Genomic DNA, 14,937 nt, shown 5'->3' on the forward strand with positions numbered 1-14,937 from the left:
GCGTGGACGGGGTGTGCCAGGCGAACGGGGTTTTTCCTCGCGTGACGACATCGCTCGGTGCGTGGCCTCGTGCCTGCGCATCATGGTTGTAACGCGGGGAGGAACCATGAACCGCTTTTCATCACTGATCCTGGCGCTGCCGTTGGCGGCCGCGCCCGCTTATGCTCAATCCACCGACACCAAGGACAGCGCGGCGCCCGCCGCGGCGCAATCGAACGGCGCGCTCGAACAAGCCCAGGCGAGCGACGCCGAGGTAACGGTCACCGCCGGCCGCCTCGTCCAACGGCTCGATACCGTCGGCCAGGCGGTGACGGTGCTCGACAGCGCCGAGATCGCCCGGCGGCAGTCCGCGATCGTCAGCGACCTGCTGCGCCAGACCCCAGGCGTCACCGTGATCCGCAATGGTGGCGCCGGCACCGTCACCTCGGTGAGCATCCGCGGCGCGCAGAGCGACCAGACGGCCGCGCTGATCGACGGCATCAAGCTCAACGATCCCTCGACCCCGGCGGGCGGGTTCGATTTCGGCCAGCTGCTCGTCGGCAACATCGCCCGGATCGAGGTGGTGCGCGGCGCGCAATCGGTGCTGTGGGGCAGCCAGGCGATCGGCGGGGTGGTGAACATCATCACCCGCCAACCGACCGAACAACTCGCTCTCAACGCCCGGGCCGAAGGCGGCACCTATGGCACCGGCCAGGCCTTCGCCAATGTGTCGGGCAAGGCGGGGCCGCTGCGCGCGAGCATCGGCGGCGGCTGGTATCAAACGAACGGCATTTCCGCCTTCGCCGGCGGACGCGAGGCCGATGGCTTCCGCCATTATGCCGGCAATGCCAGCGTCAACCTGGCGCTCACCAACACGCTCTCGGTCGATCTGCGCGGCTTCTATGCCGACAGCCGCACCGATTTCGACGGCTTCGCCCCGCCGACCTTCGCCTTTGGCGACACGCCTGAATATAGTGTCGCCAAACAGGCCTTGGGCTATGCCGGGGTCAACTGGGCGACGCTGGGCGGACGGCTGCGCAACCGCATCGGCTATGCGCTCACCAATATCCGCCGCCGCAATCTCGACCCAAGCGGCGGGGGCTTGCGCGAAACTTTCGCCAGCACCGGGCGCAACATCCGCTTCGATTATCAGGGCGTGCTCGACCTTGGCCGCGTGACCGCGACCTTCGGCGCCGAGCGCGAGATCAGCCGCTACGCGACCGGCACCACCGGCGGCCCCATCAGCCGCGCCCGCGCCAGCATCGACAGCGGCTATGGCCAGTTGCTGGTGAGCCCGCTCGCCGGGCTGAACCTGACCGGCGGCGTGCGCTATGATTCGCACAACCGCTTCGGCGGCATCGTCACCGGCGCGGCGAGTGGGGTCTATACGCGGCGCGGCACGACGCTGCGCGGCAGTTGGACGCAGGGCTTCAAGGCGCCGAGCCTGTTCCAGCTGCAAAGCGATTTCGGCAACCCGCTGCTACGCCCCGAAACCTCGGAGGGCTGGGACATCGGCCTCGCCCAGCGGCTGCTCGGTGGCAGGATCGAGGCGAGCGCGACCTGGTTCAGCCGCACCGCGCGCGACCAGATCATCTTCGTCTCCTGCCCGCGTCCGCTGACCGGCGTCTGCACCGGACGCCCGTTCGGCACCTATGACAATGTCGCCCGCGCGAGCGCCGAGGGGCTGGAGGCGACGCTCGCGCTGCGGCCAACCGACGCGCTGACGCTGAGCGCGAGCTACAGCTATATCGACAGCCGCGCCCGCGCGGGCGCCAATGCCGGGCTGCGCCTGCCCAACCGCCCGTCGCAGAGCTTTACGCTCAACCTTGATCATCGCTGGCGGTTCGGGCTGGAGACGGGGGCGACGCTGGTGAATCTCGGCCCCAGCCTCAACGACGGCGCCAACCGGGTGCGGCTGGCGGGCTATACCCTGCTCGATCTGCGCGCCGCCTTTCCGGTCACACGCGGGGTTCAGATCTACGGGCGGGTCGAGAATGCGTTCGACACCCGCTATCAGACGATCAGCCAATATGGCCAGCCCGGTCGCGCCGTTTACGGCGGGGTGCGGGTGGGACTGTAATTCAGCCCGGGGTGGCGCGGCCCAGTTCGGTCAGCGTCACCCCGGCAAGGCTCTCGAAATGGCACGGCGAGAGGCGTTCGGGGCCGACCGTCACCAGCGCGAAGCCGCCGCGAAGCGCGGCCTCGGCGCCGGCCGCTGAGTCCTCGATCACCAGCGCCTCGGCCGGCGGCACGCCGAGCGCACGCGCTGCGAGCAGGAAGATGTCGGGCGCGGGCTTGGGCGCGGCGACGCTCGCCCCATCGGCGACGAAGGCGAAGGCGTGGGCGAGCCGCAGCCGGTCGAGCACCGCCCGGGCGTTGCGGCTGGACGAGGCGAGCGCGCAGGGCATCCCCACCCGCGTGGCTTCGGCCAGCAGATCGCGGACGCCGGGCAGCGCGTCGTCCGGGCTCATCCGCACCAGTTCATCAAGGAAGTAGCGCTGCTTGCGCGCCAGCCAATCGGTGCGCTGATCCGCGTCCAGCACGCGATCGCCGAGGAACACGGTGAGCGAATCCTCGCGCGTCAGCCCCAGCAGCGCGCGGGCGGCGTGATCGTCGAACGCCACGCCCTCCTCGCCCGCGAGCCGTGCCCAGGATCGGCGATGCGCGGCGGCGCTGTCCGCGACCACGCCGTCGAGATCGAAGATCAGCGCCTTCATGCCGCCAGCCGGAGCGCCGCCAGCTCGCGCGCGGCGGTCGCGACCTGATCGGGCGCGACTCCCTCCAGGCAGAGATGATGCCCGGTCTTGCAGACCGAGGCATAGCACCATCGGCACGCGACATCGCGCCACAGTACGCGGTGCGGCACCTGCCAGGGCGTGTGCTGCGGGTTGGTGAGCGCGTAGAGATCGACCAGCGGCGTGCCGACCGCCGCCGCCAGATGCGCCGGGCCGCTATTGTTCGCGATCAGCACCGGCGCCGCCGCGATCACCGCCGCCAGTTCGGCGAGCGACAATTGCCCGGCGAGCGATTGGCCGGCGCCGGCGGCGGCGATCACGGCGTCGACGATCGACGCTTCCTCGCCGCTGCCGGTCACCAGGAACCGCCACCCCTCCCCCGCCAGCTGGCGCAGCGCCGCGCCGAACAGCGCGGGCGGATAGCGGCGCGAGGGCGCGCTGGCCCCTGGCGAGACCGCCATCCAGCGCCCCGGGGGAAGCAGCGGCGCGACCCGTTGCCGCGCCGCTTCGGGCACCGCGATTCCCAGCCGCGTATCGTCGCTCCGCCAGCCGAGGCTCGCGACCAGATCGAGCTGGCGCTGCGCCTCGTGACGGATGCCGCGCTCGGGCTCGGTCTCGTCCACCGCGTCGCTCACCAGCTTATAGGCGCGCTCGCGGACATGCGCGGCGATCCGCGGGATACCCGCGAGATGCGCGAGCATCGCCGCCGGGAACGGCGTCTGGCTGAACACGGTGAACACCACCGCGATATCGAATTGCTGCGCGGCAAGTCGTTGGACAAGCGCGTGATCGGCCTCCGCCGGATGCGGCGCCCCGGCCTTCATCCACGGCGCTTCATAAGCGATCACCGCATCCACTTCGGGCACCAGCGCCGCCACCCCCGCCCCAGCGGGTGAGGTGAGCAGCGTCAGGTTATCGACATGTGCGCGCATCGCCCGCAGCGCGGGCGTCGTCATCAGCACATCGCCCATCGCGTCGAGCCGGATCGCGAGCGCGCGTGTCACCGCTCCGCCACCTGCGGCGCGTCGTAACTCGCGCGGATGCGGTCGATGATGCTCGTCGTCGAACGGTCGTCCAGGAAATCGAGCAGCTTCACTTCGCCCCCCAGCCGCTGGACAAGCGGCGCCTCGGGCAGGGTGGGGATGGTATAGTCGCCGCCCTTCACGAACAGATCGGGGCGGATCGCCTCGATCAGCCGCGCGGGCGTGGCCTCCTCGAACAGCACCACCAGATCGACACAACCGAGCGCCGCGAGCACCGCCGCGCGGTCCCCTTCCGGGTTGATCGGCCGACGCGGACCTTTGAGCGCGCGCACGCTCGCATCGGAATTAAGCCCGACGATCAGCACGTCCCCCAGCGCCTTGGCGCGGTTGAGGTAGGAGATATGGCCGTGGTGGAGAAGGTCGAAACACCCGTTGGTGAAGACGATCCGCTTGCCTTCCGCCCGCCACGCCGCGACCTGCGCGGCGACGCTCGCTGGGCCGGCGAGCTTGGCCTCGCCCGCCACGCGTTCGTGGAGCATCTCGGCGGTGCAAGTGGTGGTGCCGGCGGTCCCGACGCAGGCGGCGGCGGCGGCGGCAGCGATGTCGGCGGCGTTTGCGCTATGCGCGCCGGCGGCGAGCGCGCAGGCGAACGCGGCGGTGAAGGTGTCGCCCGCGCCCGCCGCATGGCTGTCCGGCGCGGGGCTGGTGAAGGTGCGATAGGGCTCGCAGCCGGGCTCGAGCAGCACCGCGCCCGACGTATCGAGCGTCACCGCGAGCAATTGCGCGCCCGTGTGCGCCGCGAGTATCTCGCGCGCCGCGACGATCTGCTCGACCCGGTCGATCCCCTCGACCGCGCCCAGCCCGAGCAGCGCGATCGCCTCGGCATAATTGGGTTTGGCGGCGCTCAGCCCCGCCCCCGCCCAACGTCCCAAATCCTTGGCATCGGCGACAAGCACGCGCGGGCTGCGGCGCTGGAGCTGCGCGACCGCCGTGATCACGCGATCGGTGCAGATGCCATAGCCATAATCGGAGACGATCACCGCATCGGCCGCCTCCCACGCCTTGCCGAGCGCTTCGATCAAGCGGCGCTCGATCAGGTCGGGCAGGTCGCCCTCGCTCCCCCGGTCGAGGCGAAGCAGCAGCTGGCCGCGCGCGCTGATCCGCTGCTTGACGATCGTCTCGCGTCCCGGTGCCGCGAGCAGTCCATCGGTCTCGACGCCGGCATCGGCGAGCTTCTCGGCCAGGATCACCCCCGCCTCGTCGGCGCCGACCACCGACAGGAAGGCGCAGCGCGCGCCGAGCGCGGCGACCGCGACCGCCGTGTTCGCCGCGCCCCCGGGCACATCGTTGCGCTCATTCAGCGCGACGATCGGCACCGGCGCCTCGCGACACACCCGCCCGACGCTGCCGCCGAGATAGCTGTCGAGCATCGCCTCGCCGATCACCAGCACGCGCAAGCGGGCGAAACGGGCGACCCAGTCGGTGAGGTTCATGCCGCTACTCCTTCCGTCGGAAGGCCAGCTGTCCGCTTCAGTACAGGGCTTATGAGGTCTTCCCCCGTAGGGGGCGGGGGACCATTCGCGCAGCGAATGGTGGAGGGGTGACACCCTCGATCGGCCGGGGACACCCCTCCGTCACCTGCTTCGCGGGCGATACCTCCCCTTGCAGGGGCGGAGCTTTGCCAATCGGCGTCCAAAACGATGCGCGCCGCTTCGGCCAGATCTCGCGCGATGAAGGTCGGCCGCCGATACTGGCCGTCCGCCCATTCGGTCTCGCCGCCATTGTCGATCAACACCGTGCGGCATCCGGCCCGATTGCCCGCTTCCACATCGTGGAGAATATCCCCGATCATCCAGCTTTGGCCGGGATCGGCCCCGATCGCGCGCGCAGCGTTCAGGATCATGCCCGGCTGCGGCTTGCGGCAGGTGCAGGTCATCGCATAGGACGGAACCACGCCTTCAGGATGGTGCGGGCAGTGGAAAAATCCCGCGAACTGAACCCCAAGCATCATCTGCAACCGGATCGCGACCGGCCCGAGCGCGCGAGGCTCGAACAGCCCCCGCGCGATGCCCGACTGGTTGGTGACGACCGCGATCTTATACCCCGCCGCCGCCAGCGCGCACACGCCCTCGCGCGCGCCGGCCTTCAGCGTGATACGGCCCGGATCGACATTGTACGGCACGTCCTCGATCAGCGTTCCGTCCTTGTCGAGAAACACCGCCTTCATGGCCAGCTCGTCTCGCGCATCGGCACGACCAGCAGTTCGGGGATCACCGTGTCGGCCGGTTGTTCGATCAGGAAGCGCACAGTTTCCGCCACCGCGCGCGGGTCTTGCAGGTTTTCGAGCGGGGTATCGGGGAAGCGATCGAGAATGAACGGCGTGCGCATCCCGCCGGCCAGCAGCGCCGTCACTTTAATGCCCAGCGGCCGCCCCTCGACATGCATCGCATGGGACAGGCCAAGCAGCCCCCATTTGCTGGCGTGGTAGGCGCTCGCGTTCGCCCAGGCGCGCTTGGCCGCCGTGGAGACGATGTTGATGACCGCCCCCCGCCCCTTCGCCTGCAGATGCGGAAACGCCGCCTTGGCCAGCGCGAAGGGCGCGCGCAGGTTCACATCGATCACACGGTCGAAATCGGCCTGATCGAGCTCCTCGATCGAGAGCGTCTTATCGGTGCCGGCATTGTTGACCAGCACGTCGAGCCCGCCATCGCTCGCGACGCGATCGATCAGTACTCGGCACGCCTCGGCGTCGGTGAGATCGAGGGTGAAGGCCTCGCCGCCGATTTCGGCGGCGATCGCCTCGGCGGCTTCGGCCTGTAGATCAGCGATGATCACTTTGCCGCCGGCTTCAGCAAGCACCCGCGCGATCTCGGCGCCGAGGCCGCTCGCCCCGCCCGTCACGATGATCCGCCCGCCCGCGATCACGACACCACCTCTTCGAGCGTGCTGGCGGGGGCGGCGAGCGCGCGGGCTTCGACGAGTTCACAGATCAGATGCAGGGCCAAGCTTTGTACCTCCTGGATGCGAGCGGTGTCGGTCGAGGGAACGCGGACGGCGGCATCGGCGAGCGCGACGCACGGGCTCAAGGCGCCGCCGAGCAACGCGACGGTCTTCAAACCCCGTTCGCGCGCCTCGCGCATCGCGGCGACGACATTCTTGGAGCGGCCGCTCGTGCTGATCGCGACGAGCACGTCCCCCGGCTGGCCAAAGGCGCGTACCCCGCGCGCGAACACGTCGTGATAGCCGATGTCGTTCGCCCAGGCGGTGACGAAAGCAGTGTCGGCGCCGAGCGCGATCACCGGCAGCGCGCGGCGACTGTCGCTCTTGAAGCGTCCGACGAACTCGGCGGCGAAATGCTGCGCGTCGGCGGCGCTCCCGCCGTTGCCGCACACCAGCACCTTCTGGCCGTTGAGCAGCGCCCCGGCGACGATCTCGGCCGCCGCCTTGATCGGCTCGCCCAGCAGATAGCGCGAGCGGGCGAGTGTTTCCGACAACAGCGCGAAGGCCTGATCGATCACGCCTGAATCGCTGCGCGGATCGAGCCGGGCGATGCCGGCGCCGGCGCGTTTGGCGAGGGTTTCGCGGTACACCTCCTCCATCTGCAGCGCGACCTGGCGCCAGGTGAAGCGTTCGCGCACCCGGGCGAGCCCCGCCCGCCCCATCCCCTCGGCCCGCGCGGGATCGCCGAGCAGCGCGCGCATCGCGGCACCGAGCCGCGCCGGATCGCGCGGTGGCACGCGCAGCCCGGTCTCGCCCTCGGCGACCGTGTAGCGGAGCCCGCCCACGTCCGAGGCGATCACCGGCCGCGCGCACGCCATCGCTTCCAGGGGCGTAATGCCGAACGGCTCGTACCACGGCGCGGTGACGAACACGTCCGCCGCGCCATAATACAGCTTCAGGACATCGCGCCCGCGGCTGCCGGTGAAGATGACGCGCTCGCGCACCCCGGCCCGCTCGGCGACCGCGATCAGGCGCGCGAGTTCGGGATCGCGCGCTGGATCGGGCTCGGGTGACGCGCCGCCGACCACTACCAGCCGCGCGTCCCTCTGCGCGAAGGCGAGTGCTTCGATCGCGGTATCGACACCCTTGCGCGGCACCATCCGCCCGAGCTGCAGCGCGATCGGCGCGTCCGCCGGCAGGCCGAGCGCGACGCGCGCCTCGGCCTTATCCAGCGGCACGAATTCGTCGGGATCGAAACCGCACGGCACCATCCGCAGCCGCAGCGGATCGGCGCCATAGAGCGCGAGCAGATCACGTTCATCCTCCGGGCATTCGGCGATCACCCGGTCGGCTTCGGCGACGATGCGCTCCTCGATCGTGAAGCGCGCGTCCGGGAAGCCGTCCGCCGCCTGCTGGTGCAACCGGCGAACCTTGCCGAGCGCGTGGAACGTCACCACCGCGGGAATCTCGAAGGCGCGGGCAAGGTCGATCCCGACGAGGCCAGACATGAAGAAATGCGCGTGGATCAGATCGGGCGCGCCGTGGATCGCGAAGAAATCGCGCATCTCGTCGGCGAAGCCGTCCATCAACGGCAGCAGCTTCTCCTTGCGGATCACGCGCGCCGGCCCGGCCACCACCTGCACGACCCGCACGCCGGGCGCGAAATCGGTGAGTTGGGGGACGCCCGCGTCCTCGCGCCGGGTGAATACATCGACCCGGTGGCCCAGCGCCGCCAATTGCCGCGAGAGTTGGGCGACATAGACATTCTGCCCGCCACCATCCGCGCCGCCGAGCGTGGCGAGCGGGGAGGCATGTTCGCTGATCATCGCGATGTACATCACGCCGCCCTTTCGATCGCGCCGGCGGCGACGTGCCGCAGCAGCTGGTCCCACTCGCGCGCGAAACGCTCGATCCCGAAGCGCGCGAGCGCGGTCGCTCGCGCGCCTTCACCAAGCGCGCGCGCCAGCCCCGGATCGGCGAGCAGCCGGCGCATCGCATCGTGCAATTCGGCCTCGCCGGTCGCGATGAAGCCGTTCTCGCCATTCCTGATGATCGTCGGCAGTTCGGTGGTCGCGAGGCCGACGATTGGCAGGCCGAGCATCATCGCCTCGAGCAGCGCGAGGCCGAGGCTCGTGTAGCGGATCGGGTGGAAGAAGAAGCGGTAGCGCGCGGCGAAATCGGGCAGCTCGGCGAGCGGCACCTCGCCGATGCCACCGGCTTCCTCGGCGTACATCCCAACCAGATCGAGCGGCAACCGCGCCCGCGCGCGCGCGAACACATCGGCGCCGAGCCGCCGTCCACGCCGCGCGAGCCCGTTCACCACCACCAGCCCGCGCTCGATCTCGCCCGAATAGCGATGGCCCAGGTCGGGGACGCCGTGGTCGATCACCGCCACCGGGTTCGCTCCATTGTCCCACATCAAGGCGTTGAAATGGGTTACATGGACGATCTGGACGCGCGGATCGTCGACCGGGTGGCGCGTTTCCGTCGGGCTGTCGCGCGGCGGATCATGCTCCAGATACACCGCCGGCAGCGCGCGCAGCGCGGGCGGCAGGTTCAGCCGATCGACCCGCCAGTTGCGATGCGACTGATAGAGCACCACGTCGAACCGCTCAGTCGCCAGCCGCTCGACCGGCACCTCATGAACATTCGCCCCCCAGGCGAAATTGGGGGTGCGCCCGCCATGCCCCTCGCCCCGCTCGGGCGTGACCGGCAGCAAGAAGTCATGCGGCGCGTGTGTGAGATAATAGAGATAGCTGCCGTGGACGTGCCAGGTGAGGATGCGGAGCCGGCGCATCACACGAGTTCCATCAGGCTTGTCACCGCCGCCATCACTTGGTCGACGCTCGGCAGGCTCGGGGCGATGCCGTGCGGCGGCACGCCGATCGGCACATCGGGCACGCCGCGCCCGACCGCGACGTGGCGCAGGCGATCGGCTGCCCCCCAGCGCGCGGGATCGGAGGCGATGAAGATGGTGACGCTCGGCGTGCCGAACGCTTCGGCCAGATGCGCGGTGCCGGTGTCGTTGGTCATCACCAGCGCCGCCCCGGCGACGACCCCGGCCATCTCGCCAAGCGTCGTTCCGCCGCACAGATTGGCGGCGGGCGCGGCCATGCTCCCGGCGACCGCTTCGACCACCGCCGCCTCGTTCGGGGTGCCGGTCAGCACGATCGCATGGCCGGCGCGCGCCAGCATGTCGGCGACCGCCGCGAAGCGTTCGGGCGGCCAGCGTCGCACGGGATCGCTCGCGCCGGGATGGATCACCGCATAACCCCGGCCGAGCCCCAAGGCGTCGGGCGCGGCGCGATCGGCGGTGGTGATCGGGAAATCGGGCGCGGCATCGCCCTCGGTGCAGCCGAGCCGCTCGACCAACGCGAGCCAGCGATCGGCCTCGCGCAGGTGATCGGGGAACGGCGCGCTGCCCTCCGGCGCCCAAAGTCCCGGCACATGATAGCCCGCGAAGCGCGCCGCGCCGAACAGCGCGGTGAAGACGTTCGATACGCTGCCGCTGCCATGCATCTGGATCGCCAGATCGAACCGGGGCGCCGCCGCGCGTTCGGCTAGGAAATCGCTCAGCCGGTCAATCGCGAAGGGTTGCTCGACAATGCCGGGAAAGCCCGGGAACGGCAGGAAAGCGTCGATCAACTCGGGATAGCGCGCGACCACCGGACGCACCTGTTCGAGCCCCAGATAGGTGATCTCGGCCTCGGGATGCGCATGGCGCAGCCGCTTGAGCGCGGGCACTGCCGTTAGCACGTCACCCAGCCCGCCGAGCGCGCGCATCACCAGAATACGCCCGCTCACCGTTCGATCCTCGCGATCAGCGCGGCGTGGTCGGAAAAGCCGCCGGCTACGAGGTCGAGCGCGGTTACCATTGGCGCTTCGGCGCGCTCCAGCACATAATCGATCCGCCGATCGGGCGTGGGCGCCGGATAGCTGAAGCCCGATCGCGCGCGGTTCAGACGCGGCCAGCAATCGACGAAGCCTGCTTCGGCGAACGCGGCTAGCGCGGCGCTTTCGGGCGGCTGGTTGAAGTCCCCCACCAGCAGCACGTCGCCCATGCCGCTCAGCGCGCCGAGCGTGTCCGCGACATTCGCCTCGGCTTGCTTGTCCGCCCATGAAAAATGCCCGATCGCGATCACGGGGCCATCGGGCGCCAGCTCGACTATCAGCAGTTCGCGCTCGAAGGGATCGTCGGGCAGGCCGAGCTGGCGCAGCGGCACTGCCCGCGCATCGGCCATCGGCACTTTCGTAAGCAACGCGATTCCGCCGGCGGTGGCGACCTGGCCATGCTCAGAAAGGGCGGCGCCGAGCGCCGTCAGGGGTGCATCGTTCCCGTCGGCGTCAACCCCGGCCTGGACCGCGACGATTTCGATTTCGTGCTGATCAACAAGTGCAACGATTTCGCCAATACGCTCTTTCAACGACGCAAGACGCTGGTTAGGGCCAGCAATGTTAACTTGCATCAATTTCAAGCAATTACCGGCCATGTTTCGCTCGCGGAAGGCCGATCCAACGAGCGTTGGTCAGCCGTTATTGATCGCTTCCCTCAATTCGTGAGGGGCACGTCCGGTTCCGAAACTTTCTTTAGGCCAACCGGAGCGATCTATTCATGACGAGAACTGCCGTGGTAGAATATATTCCTTGCAGCACTAATTTTTATAAAGGCAATTAATTCAGAGCATTGACAATTATTCGTTACGGGCAAAGTTCGATCAGGGTCGCCCGCCTCCTAATCTGGGCGACCCCAATACCAGATGCGCTGCAGCTCACGCTTGCCATCCAAAAACTGATGCTTGAGCGCGCCGGCGATGTGCAGCACGACGAGCAAATAGACGAGCTTCGCGATCAGTTCATGCGCTTCACCGAAAATGTCGTGCACCTGTTTCTTCGTGGCCGGATCGAGCGCCATGACGAAGGACAGGCGTGGCCATTCGAACAGCCCGAACCAGTAATTGGGGTTCTGCGCCGCTCGATCCCAAGCCGAGTCCATCACCCAGCCGGTGATCGGCATGGCGAAGATGATGAAATACAGCCCCCAATGGGCGGCATGGGCCAGGTTCTTCTCCCACGGCTTATAGCTCGGCGGCAGCGCCGGCGGGCGGTGCGCCAGCCGCCACAAAAGCCGCAGCAGCGCGAGCGCCAGGATCGTGATCCCGAGCGACTTGTGGCTGTCGATCAGCGGTCGCACCTGCGCATCGGGCACGGTCGGCCAGATCCAGGCGAGCGCGACATTGGCGATTACCGCGATCGCGATCAGCCAGTGCAATGTGATCGCAAGATTGCTGTAGCGGCGCGGCATCACTTGCTCCCTACTGCCGGTCGTGCGCTCGCCGACACTAGCGACGGCGCGTTTCGATCTTACCTTAGCGCCTGCCTCGCCGCCTGCAAATCGAGATGACCCTTGAACGCCTTAAGTCGCAATCTGGCGATCGAATCGCCCCGCCTCTCGCCGCGACCGGTGCCGGCATCCGCTTACCTGATCGCCTTCGCAGGGGCGCTGCTGTTCGTACTGCTGACGGCGCAGGCGTTTTTTCGGGCCGGGCTCGCCGGTTGGTCGGTCGGTCTCGCTTATATTCTTTACGACAGCGCGCTGCTGGCGTTCACCGGGCGCAAGATCGGCGCGCTCACCCGGCCGCAGCCGACCCCGATGGCGACGGTCGATCCGCCGCCGACGCTTGGTGCGATCATCGCCGCGCATAACGAGGCGGGGGTACTGAAGATCACGATCGATCATCTGCTTGGCCAAGACCGGCCGCCCGAGACGATCCTGATCGCCGACGACGGATCGACCGACGAGACCGCCGCCGTGCTCGAAAGCCTCTATCGACTGGCGCCGCCGCCCGTCGGGGTGATGAGCGATCCCGCCCCCGGCGAACCGCGGCTGCGCTGGCTGCGGCTGCCGCATGGCGGCAAGGCGCGCGCGCTCAATCAGGCGATGCTGTGGCTCGACACCGATCTGGTGATGACGATCGATGCCGATACCTTGGTCGATCCGGGCGCGCTGGGCGCGATGCGCGCGGCGTTCGCGGGCGACCCCCATCTGGTCGCGGCGACCGGCGTTTTGACCCCGATCTGCGGCCCCAGCCTGAAGGGCCGCTTCTTCGAATGGTTCCAGCGCTACGAATATGTCCGCAACTTCTTGTCGCGCTACGCCTGGGGCCGGGTGAACAGCCTGCTCTTGGTGTCGGGCGCGTTCGGGGCCTATCGGCGCGAAGCGCTGCTCGCCGTTGGCGGGTTCGATCCGCTGTGCCTGGTCGAGGATTATGAGCTGACTCACCGGCTGCACCGCCATTCGGCCGATGGCGGGCTTGGCTGGCGGGTGGCGGTGGTGGGCGAAGCGACCGCCCGCACCGATGCGCCGGCGTCGCTGATCGGCTTCCTGAAGCAGCGTCGGCGCTGGTTCGGCGGCTATCTCCAGACCCAATTCTGGAACCGCGACATGATCGGCAACCCGCATTTCGGCGCGCTCGGCCGCGCGCACATGCCGGTGAAGACGCTCGACACGCTCCAGCCGATCTACGGCATCACCGCCTTCGGGGTGCTGTTGACGCTTCTGGTGACAGGTCGGTTGTTCGTGGCGAGCGCGGTGCTGGCGGTGATGCTGGCGAAGGTCGCGCTCGATCTCGGCTATCACCTCTGGTCGATCCATCTCTACCGCCGTTGGACGGGCAAGCACGAAGGCCTGGGCTTGGGCGCGGCGATGCTCGCCTCGCTGTTGGAGCCGTTCACCTTCCAGCTGCTGCGCCACATCGGCGCGCTATGGGGCTGGCACGCCTTCCTGACGGGCCGCGAGACCTGGGGCTGGCAACAGCGCACCGCGATCGGGGTGGAAGTGGGGCGATAGCGACGGCGCGAGGATTGGCGCCGCCCGGCGTTACCGCAAGCTTAGCAACAGCGTCAGGTTCAGCCCGATCAACAGCGCCGCCGTGCCCCAAGCAAGCGCGCTCAGCCAGCGTGGCGCGGCGAGGTTGCCCATCACCCGCCGGTCCGCGGTGAAGGCGACCAGCGGCACCACCGCGAAGGGCAGTTGCAGGCTGAGCACGACCTGGCTCAGCACCAGCAGATCGGTGGCACCCTTATCTCCGATCCAGCCGACCACCGCGATCGCAGGCAGGATCGCGATCGCCCGCGTCAGCAGCCGCCGCAGCCAGACGGGGAGCTTCAGATCGAGAAACCCCTCCGCCACGATCTGCCCCGCAAGCGTGCCGGTGATCGTGCTGTTCTGCCCCGAGGCGAGCAGCGCCACCGCGAACACCACGCTCGCCGCCCCCGCGCCGAGCAGCGGCGACAACAAGTGATAGGCCTGGTCGATCGCCACCACGTCGGTGCGCCCGGCGCCATGGAACGCGGCCGCCGCCAGAATCAGAATCGCCGCGTTGATGAACAGCGCGACGAACAGCGCGAGCGTCGAGTCGATCGTCGCCAGCCGGATCGCCTGGCGCTTGCCGGCCTCGTCGCGGGCGAAGGCGCGGGTCTGCACGATCGCGCTGTGAAGATAGAGGTTATGCGGCATCACCGTCGCCCCCAGAATGCCAATCGCCAGATAGAGCAGCTTGGGATCGGTGACGATCGCCGGATCGGGCGCGAGCCCGCCCAGCACCGCGCCCAGCGCCGGCTGCGCCACCGCCAGTTCATAAGCGAAGCAGCCCGCGATCACGACCAGCAGCGTGACGATAAACGCCTCGAGCAGACGAAACCCCCAGCGCTGCAGCCCCAGGATCACCAGCACGTCGAACCCGGTGAGGATTACCCCGGCGAGCAGCGGCAGACCGAACAGCAATTGCAGCGCGATGGCGGTGCCGAGCACCTCGGCCAGATCGCAGGCGATGATCGCCAGTTCGCACAACACCCACAGCGCGAGCGCGACGGGGCGCGGGTAGCGGGCGCGGCACGCCTGCGCCAGATCCATCCCGCTCACCACCCCCAGCCGCGCGGCGAGCGCCTGGAGCAGCATCGCCATCAGGTTCGCCGCCAGGATCACGACGAGCAGGCGATAACCATAGGCCGAGCCGCCGGCGATGTCGGTCGCCCAATTGCCCGGGTCCATATAGCCGACCGCGACGAGGAAGCCGGGGCCGCTGAACGCGAATAGCCGCCGCCACCAGGCGCCCTGCACGGGCACGCTACGATACGCCTCGCTGAGCGACGGCCGCACCGGCTCGGGCGCGGCGAAAGCGGCGCTCGGCTCGGCGGCGAAGGGCGGCGGGCTCATCGCAGGGTCATGTGGGCGAGCGGCGGGAGCGATGCAATCGACGCCCTTTGACAAAATCCTCCCATAAAGCCGGGGGGAAGCATCG

General features: G+C 68.9%; 13 protein-coding genes. 2 read left to right on the forward strand and 11 right to left on the reverse strand.

Annotated features, from left to right (window positions below; translation table 11 throughout):
* Positions 1 to 106 precede the first annotated feature (106 nt).
* Entirely contained in the window at positions 107 to 2,059 is a 1,953-nt protein-coding gene (locus tag K2X73_RS00520; RefSeq protein ID WP_294107519.1) for a TonB-dependent receptor, read from the forward strand.
* Position 2,060: 1 nt separating this feature from the next.
* Here K2X73_RS00520 and K2X73_RS00525 read toward each other — a convergent pair whose 3' ends face one another.
* The 10 genes from K2X73_RS00525 to K2X73_RS00570 all read right to left on the reverse strand — a co-directional run bounded on the left by K2X73_RS00525 (position 2,061) and on the right by K2X73_RS00570 (position 11,939).
* Positions 2,061 to 2,696, reverse strand: coding sequence for a beta-phosphoglucomutase family hydrolase (locus K2X73_RS00525; protein ID WP_294107520.1), 636 nt, complete (start codon positions 2,694 to 2,696; stop codon positions 2,061 to 2,063).
* Positions 2,693 to 3,718: a glycosyltransferase family 9 protein gene (locus K2X73_RS00530; RefSeq protein WP_294107522.1), complete on the reverse strand. Its 1,026-nt coding sequence runs from the start codon at positions 3,716 to 3,718 to the stop codon at positions 2,693 to 2,695. The genes K2X73_RS00525 and K2X73_RS00530 overlap by 4 nt, the downstream gene beginning before the upstream one ends.
* The gene (rfaE2, locus tag K2X73_RS00535; protein WP_294107524.1) at positions 3,715 to 5,190 is read right to left on the reverse strand and encodes a D-glycero-beta-D-manno-heptose 1-phosphate adenylyltransferase; all 1,476 of its coding nucleotides are present in this window, start codon (positions 5,188 to 5,190) and stop codon (positions 3,715 to 3,717) included. Before rfaE2 ends, K2X73_RS00530 begins: the two co-directional genes overlap by 4 nt.
* Positions 5,187 to 5,924: an HAD family hydrolase gene (locus K2X73_RS00540; protein ID WP_294107526.1), complete on the reverse strand. Its 738-nt coding sequence runs from the start codon at positions 5,922 to 5,924 to the stop codon at positions 5,187 to 5,189. The genes rfaE2 and K2X73_RS00540 overlap by 4 nt, the downstream gene beginning before the upstream one ends.
* Positions 5,921 to 6,622 carry an SDR family oxidoreductase gene (locus tag K2X73_RS00545; protein ID WP_294107528.1) on the reverse strand — a complete coding sequence of 234 codons (702 nt, stop codon included), beginning with the start codon at positions 6,620 to 6,622 and terminating at the stop codon, positions 5,921 to 5,923. Before K2X73_RS00545 ends, K2X73_RS00540 begins: the two co-directional genes overlap by 4 nt.
* The gene (locus K2X73_RS00550) at positions 6,619 to 8,475 is read right to left on the reverse strand and encodes a glycosyltransferase (RefSeq protein ID WP_294107530.1); all 1,857 of its coding nucleotides are present in this window, start codon (positions 8,473 to 8,475) and stop codon (positions 6,619 to 6,621) included. The genes K2X73_RS00545 and K2X73_RS00550 overlap by 4 nt, the downstream gene beginning before the upstream one ends.
* Positions 8,475 to 9,434, reverse strand: coding sequence for a glycosyltransferase family 4 protein (locus K2X73_RS00555; RefSeq protein WP_294107532.1), 960 nt, complete (start codon positions 9,432 to 9,434; stop codon positions 8,475 to 8,477). The genes K2X73_RS00550 and K2X73_RS00555 overlap by 1 nt, the downstream gene beginning before the upstream one ends.
* The gene (locus K2X73_RS00560) at positions 9,434 to 10,441 is read right to left on the reverse strand and encodes a glycosyltransferase family 9 protein (protein ID WP_294107534.1); all 1,008 of its coding nucleotides are present in this window, start codon (positions 10,439 to 10,441) and stop codon (positions 9,434 to 9,436) included. Before K2X73_RS00560 ends, K2X73_RS00555 begins: the two co-directional genes overlap by 1 nt.
* The gene (locus K2X73_RS00565) at positions 10,438 to 11,127 is read right to left on the reverse strand and encodes an endonuclease/exonuclease/phosphatase family protein (protein WP_365980125.1); all 690 of its coding nucleotides are present in this window, start codon (positions 11,125 to 11,127) and stop codon (positions 10,438 to 10,440) included. Before K2X73_RS00565 ends, K2X73_RS00560 begins: the two co-directional genes overlap by 4 nt.
* Before the next feature lie 242 nt (positions 11,128 to 11,369).
* Entirely contained in the window at positions 11,370 to 11,939 is a 570-nt protein-coding gene (locus tag K2X73_RS00570; RefSeq protein WP_294107539.1) for a cytochrome b, read from the reverse strand.
* Between the two features lie 102 nt (positions 11,940 to 12,041).
* On the opposite strand from K2X73_RS00570, the gene K2X73_RS00575 reads away from it, so the two are divergent.
* Entirely contained in the window at positions 12,042 to 13,484 is a 1,443-nt protein-coding gene (locus tag K2X73_RS00575; RefSeq protein WP_294107541.1) for a glycosyltransferase, read from the forward strand.
* Positions 13,485 to 13,514: 30 nt separating this feature from the next.
* Here the strand turns inward: K2X73_RS00575 and K2X73_RS00580 are convergent, their stop codons facing one another.
* The gene (locus K2X73_RS00580; protein WP_294107543.1) at positions 13,515 to 14,852 is read right to left on the reverse strand and encodes an Nramp family divalent metal transporter; all 1,338 of its coding nucleotides are present in this window, start codon (positions 14,850 to 14,852) and stop codon (positions 13,515 to 13,517) included.
* Positions 14,853 to 14,937 lie beyond the last annotated feature (85 nt).

The organism is Sphingomonas sp. (assembly GCF_019746665.1).
Lineage (GTDB): Bacteria > Pseudomonadota > Alphaproteobacteria > Sphingomonadales > Sphingomonadaceae > Sphingomonas.

What these genes read in the sequence shown, in the direction of transcription:
- K2X73_RS00565 (WP_365980125.1), bottom strand. Translation starts at nt 11,127, where the DNA reads ATGGCCGGTAATTGCTTGAAATTGATGCAAGTTAACATTGCTGGCCCT.
- K2X73_RS00540 (WP_294107526.1), bottom strand. Translation starts at nt 5,924, where the DNA reads ATGAAGGCGGTGTTTCTCGACAAGGACGGAACGCTGATCGAGGACGTG.
- K2X73_RS00570 (WP_294107539.1), bottom strand. Translation starts at nt 11,939, where the DNA reads ATGCCGCGCCGCTACAGCAATCTTGCGATCACATTGCACTGGCTGATC.
- K2X73_RS00580 (WP_294107543.1), bottom strand. Translation starts at nt 14,852, where the DNA reads ATGAGCCCGCCGCCCTTCGCCGCCGAGCCGAGCGCCGCTTTCGCCGCG.
- K2X73_RS00525 (WP_294107520.1), bottom strand. Translation starts at nt 2,696, where the DNA reads ATGAAGGCGCTGATCTTCGATCTCGACGGCGTGGTCGCGGACAGCGCC.
- K2X73_RS00550 (WP_294107530.1), bottom strand. Translation starts at nt 8,475, where the DNA reads ATGTACATCGCGATGATCAGCGAACATGCCTCCCCGCTCGCCACGCTC.
- rfaE2 (WP_294107524.1), bottom strand. Translation starts at nt 5,190, where the DNA reads ATGAACCTCACCGACTGGGTCGCCCGTTTCGCCCGCTTGCGCGTGCTG.
- K2X73_RS00520 (WP_294107519.1), top strand. Translation starts at nt 107, where the DNA reads ATGAACCGCTTTTCATCACTGATCCTGGCGCTGCCGTTGGCGGCCGCG.
- K2X73_RS00555 (WP_294107532.1), bottom strand. Translation starts at nt 9,434, where the DNA reads ATGCGCCGGCTCCGCATCCTCACCTGGCACGTCCACGGCAGCTATCTC.